This is a genomic window from Streptomyces sp. NPDC051020, assembly GCF_040683105.1.
Taxonomy (GTDB): Bacteria; Actinomycetota; Actinomycetes; order Streptomycetales; family Streptomycetaceae; genus Streptomyces.
On sequence record NZ_JBFBCG010000043.1, the window covers coordinates 64502 to 70501 of the forward strand.

Consider the following 6000-nt stretch of genomic DNA (forward strand, 5'->3'; position numbering starts at 1 on the left):
GCTCCTCCCATGCCTTTCGGGCCGTGGGGGAGTTGTTGACTGACGACAACGCCGCAGATGTGCGCACCCAGCCCCGCGACGCCGCCCCCCATGTGCCGGTCGGTCTCAGGGCCCGCGCCGGAGGACCTGCGGGGACACACCGTCAGGTGACTGATGCGGCACATGCCGCGCGCAGCCGACAGGGAAGGCACGGCGGCTACCCACAAGGACGTGAGCGCCGTTGGTGGGTGTGGTTTCGACGCTCATGGCGGGGCCCACGCCCGGCACGTTCGTCCCCGGCGGCACAGCCTGCCGACCCCGTTCTTGTCCGCATGTCCGAACCATCGAAAGCGGGATCACAGCCGTGGACATGAAGCTCGAAGTCGTCGTTCTGCCGGTGGCCGATGTGGACCGCGTCTCCGGCCCGTTCCCCGACGAGACCGGCGCCGCCGTACCCGCTTTCCCCACGATCAGCGAGGTGTGGCTGCGCCTGCTGGAGACGAGGAGCAACTCATGACCACCGCACGCGACCTTGCGCTCGTCACCCTCGGCCTGTCGCCCGACCGGCCCGTGGGACAGGGCGACCTCTCCCTCGCGCTGTCGGGAGCCGAAGCCGTCGATCTGCTGACGTGCGGGGCGCTGACCCTGGATCGCGACCGCATGGTGCCCGGTCCGCGAATGGAGACCGGCGACCGCCTGCAGCACTGTGCTGCTCGGGCCCACGTGACCCCGGTCCTGCTGGCCAAGGAGATCGCCGGCATCGACGCGGTCTCCGCTGGCCGCCTCACCCGTGAGGTGCCGCTGCTGTTCGGCGGTATGGCGCGGGCGTCGTTCGACCGCGTCGCCAGAGCAGGCCGGGGATATATCGGCCCGTCGGCAGGCCGTACCTGGTCGCTCTCTCGTACTTCGCCCTGGGCGACGGGGACCTCGACCGTGCCCATGTCTGTGACTACTACCGGCCGACCGGACCGGACGGGGCCAAGGCGAGAGCCACCGAGGTGAGTGGGGGAGTGGAGGCTGTGCAGGCGACGGTCAGAGCCTTCGAGGCCTTGGGTGCCGACGAGCTCATGCTCCACCCGACCGTCGACGACATCGGCCAGGTGGAACGACTGGCGGTGCGGTCCTGGAGGAGGATTCCTCGCACATGTCCGGGGTCCCGCGACGGACAGCGTCGCGCGAGGCGCACACCCGGCGTCCCGCGGGCAAACCACCGCGCGCGGGACGCGCGGACGTGTCAGTCGGCCGCGTTCGGCTGAACGACGGTGTACATGACGGAACGCTGCTGCTTGTGACGCTGGATCCGTCCCTTGGCAACGAGGGATTCGAGGGTGTTCCGCACCACCTGCGGCGTCGGGTTGCGGTCCGGGTGCTTCTCCAGCAGTTCGTCCCGCAGTTCCTTCGCCAGGCGGGGCTCGTCGTAGTTGCCGAGCAGATCCATCAAGAGGTCACCGAGCAGCGGCTGGCGCGACTTCCCCTTCGCGCCAGCCTTCGCCGCAGTGCCCGCCCGAGTGGCCCCGGCCGAGCGTCGCGCAGAGGCTTCGGCGGGGGTTCGCTTCACCTTTGCGACGACGGGCTCGTCCTGCAACTGCTCGGGCAGACGTGACGGGTCCGCGAAGCCCTTGTACCGCTCGGCGAGGTTCAGAATGTCCGTCAGGAGGGCCTCATCCTGCTTCAACACCGTGATCCCGTCCGCCAGTTCCTGCTGTCGACGGCGGTTTTCCTCCAGGTCCGACGCGGCTTGTTCTACCAACCGCGATCGGAGCGTGGCGGCTGATTGGCTGGTCACAACCGATTCACTCCCTCGATATGGATGACGTTGCGCATGGTACCCACGCCGAGGGTCCCGTGCAGATAAGTGTCGACGCCAGGCGGTCGCCGGGCATGTTCACCCTTCACGATAAGCGTCGATGTGCTCGCGCATGTAGCTGGCGTCGGCTCTTCTTCGACCGCTCGAGGCGCATGGCAGCCCTCCCCACAAGGTTCCCTCCGCAGAGAGTGCCCGGCAAGTGTGTCGTCGAACCGTCTGTGACGGCCCCTTATGGTCCGTTGTGTGTCGGACGTGGCCACGGTGGGCCCGGATGACCGGGCCTGCCTGCCGATATGTCCCGCTCTCCGGACGGGTGTGGGCCGGGGCCCGCAGTCCGGGAGCCGCAGAGGAGCGTGCCGATGCGCCTCGTGGGGCTGGATCCGTCACCTGGCGGCATGCTCGCGGGCCACCAGGGAGGCCTCCTTGGCCGGACCGTGGTGCACGGGTCCGTGGCCGGGAAGCAGCCCGTCCGCGTCCACGCTCTCGATCAGGGCCAGGGAGTCGAGGGCCCGGGAGCGGTCGGTGTGGAACATGGCGGGCAGCAACTGCGGTCCGCTGATCCGCGACGTGGGGTGCGCGGTCACCAGGGCGTGGCCGGTGATCAGGATGCCGCTCCCGGGCAGGTGGTAGGCGCAGTGGCCGTTGGTGTGGCCCGGTGTGTGCACGGGAATGGGGCCGCCGGGCAGGTCGAGCGCCCCCGGTGCGGGGAAGGCCTGCGGCTCCGAGACCGGCACGTGGGCGGTTCCCCCGGCGCGCAGGGCGTGTACGGCCCAGGGGAGCACACCGGGCCGCCATGCCTGCGAGAGAACCTGTCCGACGGACACCTGGTCGAGGTGGTCACGGCGGGCGTGCGGCACCTCGACCTGGTGCATCAGGACGGGTACTCCGTGCACGACGCGCAGGTGTTCGGCCGCCCCGATGTGGTCGTTGTGCGCGTGCGTGACCAGGACGGCGGCCACGGAGCGCTGGTTCAGCCCGACCACTTCCAGCGAGGCCAGCACGGCGTCGCGATCGCCTGGATAGCCGGTGTCGATGAGGGTGCAGCTGTCGCCGTCTTTGACGATCACCCAGTTGGTGTTGCTGCCGGACACCGAGTAGACGTTGCTCTCGACGCAGACGATGTCGTCGTCGCGCAGAACCTTCGGCATGGTCGTTCTGATCCTCTCGTCGCGGTCGGGTTCCCAAGGCCCTTCCGCTGCACCTCACCGACCCGCTCGCGGGGGACGGTCGCAATGCCCTCGTCACGCTGCACACCGGGTCCCGGCGGCATCACCTCATGGTGTCACGTGTGTGTGAAGAGCTGATACGTGTGCCAGTCGGACCCGGCGCTCGGGTCGCCCCCGGCCGCTCCAGCGCTGCCGTGCAGCCGCACGTCGAGGAGGGCCGGCAGGTGCCGCCGACGGCATCGCACACGGCATCCTTCAGCGCCATGACTGCCTCGCCCAGTTCGACCGGCGGGGGCGTGGGGGTGGCGGGGGACCGGGTACCGGATCGGTTGCGGCCCCACAAGGGGGCCCCAGCTTCGAGGAGTTCGTGGCGGCACGCTCACCCAGGCTGCTCCGGGTGGCGTGGCTGCTCACGGGAGACTCACACCTCGCGGAGGATCTCGTGCAGACGGTGCTCGCGAAAGTGTGGCCCAAGTGGCACCGGCTCGCCACGGAGAAACCGGAGGCATACGTGCGCAAAGCACTGGTCAACACGTACGCGTCGTGGTGGCAGCGGCGCTGGCTGGGTGAGATCCCGTACGAGCACGAGCGGATCCCCGAGGTCCACGGCGCTGAGGACCCGTTCGCCGCCGTGGACCTGGAGCGGTCGCTGTCGCTCGTCGTGCGGCGGCTGCCGACCCGGCAGCGGGCCGTGGTGGTCCTGCGGTACTTCGAGGAGCTGACCGTGCAGGAGACGGCGAACGTGATGGGCTGCCGCCCTGGCACCGTGAAGAGCCAGGCGGCCAAGGCGCTGAACACGCTGCGCGCGGAGTTGGCGACCATGCCCGGCGAGTGGGAGGGGAGCGAGAGCCATGGCCGTCGCGCCTGACAGCGGCACTGGGACGAGACGGAACTGGCGGTCCGTCGCCTCCTGGAGGCATCCGTTCCCTCGCCCCCGGCACCGGCGGACCGGATGGACCGGATCAGGCGTCGGGTGCGGCTGCGGCGCAGCCGCAGGGCTGCCGCCGCCACCGCACTGGTGGCCGTCGCGGCCGTGATCGGTGTGGTGTCGGGGCCACGTTCCCTGAGGGCACAGCCCGCAGCGTCGCCCACGGCGGCGACCGGTCCGGCCGTCGCGCACCTGCTCGGTGCGGACCTGTCGTTGAGGGTCGAGCTTTCCGAAGGATGGAACGCAGTGTCCATGCAGGACGTGCGCGGCACCTCTCTGGCGTTCATCTCCTCGCAGCCGTTGTCCCGGCCCGCACCTGGAGGTTGCGTGGCGTCCGCGCGCCAGTTGCTGCGCACCTGCCGCCCCGTTCCCCGCCTGGCCGAGGGAGGCGTGCTCATCGTCCTGTGGCCCACCGACGAGCCGCGGCGGCTGACGAGCGGAAGCGTTCCGCTCAGGATGACCGACCACGCGGTCGACAGATGCGCGGGTGTGGGGGCGGACGGCGAGACGACCGGCTACGGGAACGGCCGCTCGGCCTCGGCCGGGTCCTTCGACGTGTCGATCACCGTGTGCCGGCGCGGCGCTACGGCGAAGACGGCCGCCGCCGCGGCCCTGGATTTCCTGCACAGAACGTTCCCCGGCGACGCGGCCTGATCCTTGCCGGCGGGATGGCGCCACCCGCACCCCGGGGTACCCGGTCTTGGTCCGCCCCGCCCGGCGATCATGCCGGGCACGAAGTACACCGGACCCAACGGGGTGGTGAGCGTCCGGCGTTCGGCGAGAGCAGGAGCCGACGCCATTCGGCCGTCTACGCGTCCGGGTCCTCGTCGGCCCCCGCCGACTCCGGACGGCGGTGGCGGCCGGGTCGCCGCCGCCTGCATGTACCTCGGGCCGCTCGCCCAACTCGTCGGCCGGCGGCACCTGATGGCCACCTTGCACGAGTGGTCCGGCATCTCGCTGCCGCTGCCCTTCCTGCTCGGACTCTTCTCGGCCGACTTCCGCGCGGACCTGCGCAGACTGAACCGTTTCGCGGTGTACGACCGGCAGTGGCTGCGGGCCGTCCGCAGACGCAGGACCTCGCCCGAGGCGCGCCCGGCCGGCAAGTTCAACGCGGGGCAGAAGATCTACGCGGGCTGGATCGCCGGAGCTGTCCTGGTGATGATGTCCACCGGCCTGCTGATGTGGTTCACGGGACTGCTGCCCTTCATCTCCCGCACCAGCGCGATCTTCGTCCACGACCTCCTGGCCTGGGCGATCGTCTTTGTCGTAGTCGGGCACATGCGCAAGGCCTTCGAGGATCCGGACGCGAGGCTCGGTATGCGTACCGGGTACGTCAGCCGGTCCTGGGCGCAGCGGTACCACTCCCGGTGGCTGCGGGAGGAGCGCGGGAATGGCATGGCCGAGAGAGCGGACGGGGTGTGAGGTGTCCCCCGGGGGGAGAGGGCGATGTGGGCCGGAAAGACGGCCGCGGCCTCTTCCTGGTCGACGCGCTGGCGCACACCTGGCACACCTCCCCGAGTGGTCTGGGCAAGACCGTCTGGCTGGAGATGGACATCCCCCGGGCGGCATCGGGACCCGCCGAGTGACCTAATACGTCTGTCACGGGCCTCGGCCGGGGGCCCGTGGACGCGGACCGTCAACTGACTGTTGTCGGGGGCCCGGCGCAAGTCCAGAGTGGAACCGGCCGACGGCGTCCGGCCAATGACACCTGAATTCGAGTCCCCTCTTTCATCACCACCTTAACCGGCGATATGGTCCGGATCGGTCCTCGCGAGCCGAGGCTGCCTCGGGTTGCACACCCGGGTCACGGAGGCATGCACACGGATGTCGTCCGCGTGAGCCCGTCGGCCCAGCCATTGTCCTGCTCATGTGCCAGGCACATGTGTCGCCGCAGCCAGGCGTACACCTACTTCTCGAACGGAAACCCATGAGACGACTTCTGACTGTCCTCGCGGCCGGCGTGCCGCTGGCTGCGGCGGTGTACCTGCCGACCGCGTCGGCGGAGCCCCAGACCTCCGCTGCGTCCCGCCGCCTCACCACCCCTACCCCCACCTGGCGCGACGACGTGGAGCTGGCCGCGTGAACGTCAGCGAACTCCTGCGGCGGCTGCAGAGCGAACA

Annotated in this window: 8 protein-coding genes and 1 pseudogene; 7 read left to right on the top strand and 2 right to left on the bottom strand. The window is 70.1% G+C overall.

What is annotated here, in order from left to right:
- The first annotated feature begins 349 nt into the window (after positions 1-349).
- Entirely contained in the window at positions 350-496 is a 147-nt protein-coding gene (locus AB0N06_RS23280; protein WP_366136605.1) for a hypothetical protein, read from the top strand.
- Entirely contained in the window at positions 493-981 is a 489-nt protein-coding gene (locus tag AB0N06_RS23285) for a hypothetical protein (protein ID WP_366136606.1), read from the top strand. The genes AB0N06_RS23280 and AB0N06_RS23285 overlap by 4 nt, the downstream gene beginning before the upstream one ends.
- 232 nt (positions 982-1213) lie before the next feature.
- Here the strand turns inward: AB0N06_RS23285 and AB0N06_RS23290 are convergent, their stop codons facing one another.
- Positions 1214-1765, bottom strand: a complete 552-nt coding sequence (locus tag AB0N06_RS23290; protein WP_366136607.1) for a hypothetical protein — start codon at positions 1763-1765, stop codon at positions 1214-1216.
- Positions 1766-2169: 404 nt separating this feature from the next.
- Positions 2170-2934 (bottom strand): MBL fold metallo-hydrolase, encoded by a 765-nt coding sequence (locus AB0N06_RS23295; protein WP_366136608.1) that lies wholly within the window; start codon positions 2932-2934, stop codon positions 2170-2172.
- A gap of 373 nt (positions 2935-3307) precedes the next feature.
- Between AB0N06_RS23295 and AB0N06_RS23300 the strand changes: the two are divergent.
- From AB0N06_RS23300 to AB0N06_RS23320, 5 genes and pseudogenes are all read left to right on the top strand, one after another.
- Positions 3308-3820, top strand: a pseudogene (locus AB0N06_RS23300) (SigE family RNA polymerase sigma factor); the annotation flags it as partial.
- A gap of 84 nt (positions 3821-3904) precedes the next feature.
- Positions 3905-4534 carry a hypothetical protein gene (locus tag AB0N06_RS23305; RefSeq protein ID WP_366136610.1) on the top strand — a complete coding sequence of 210 codons (630 nt, stop codon included), beginning with the start codon at positions 3905-3907 and terminating at the stop codon, positions 4532-4534.
- Between the two features lie 225 nt (positions 4535-4759).
- Positions 4760-5302, top strand: coding sequence for a cytochrome b/b6 domain-containing protein (locus AB0N06_RS23310; protein ID WP_366136611.1), 543 nt, complete (start codon positions 4760-4762; stop codon positions 5300-5302).
- 26 nt (positions 5303-5328) lie between these two features.
- Complete coding sequence (locus tag AB0N06_RS23315) at positions 5329-5466, top strand: hypothetical protein (RefSeq protein WP_366136612.1); 138 nt, start codon at positions 5329-5331, stop codon at positions 5464-5466.
- A 341-nt stretch (positions 5467-5807) separates the two neighbouring features.
- Positions 5808-5963: a hypothetical protein gene (locus AB0N06_RS23320; protein WP_366136613.1), complete on the top strand. Its 156-nt coding sequence runs from the start codon at positions 5808-5810 to the stop codon at positions 5961-5963.
- Positions 5964-6000: the final 37 nt, after the last annotated feature.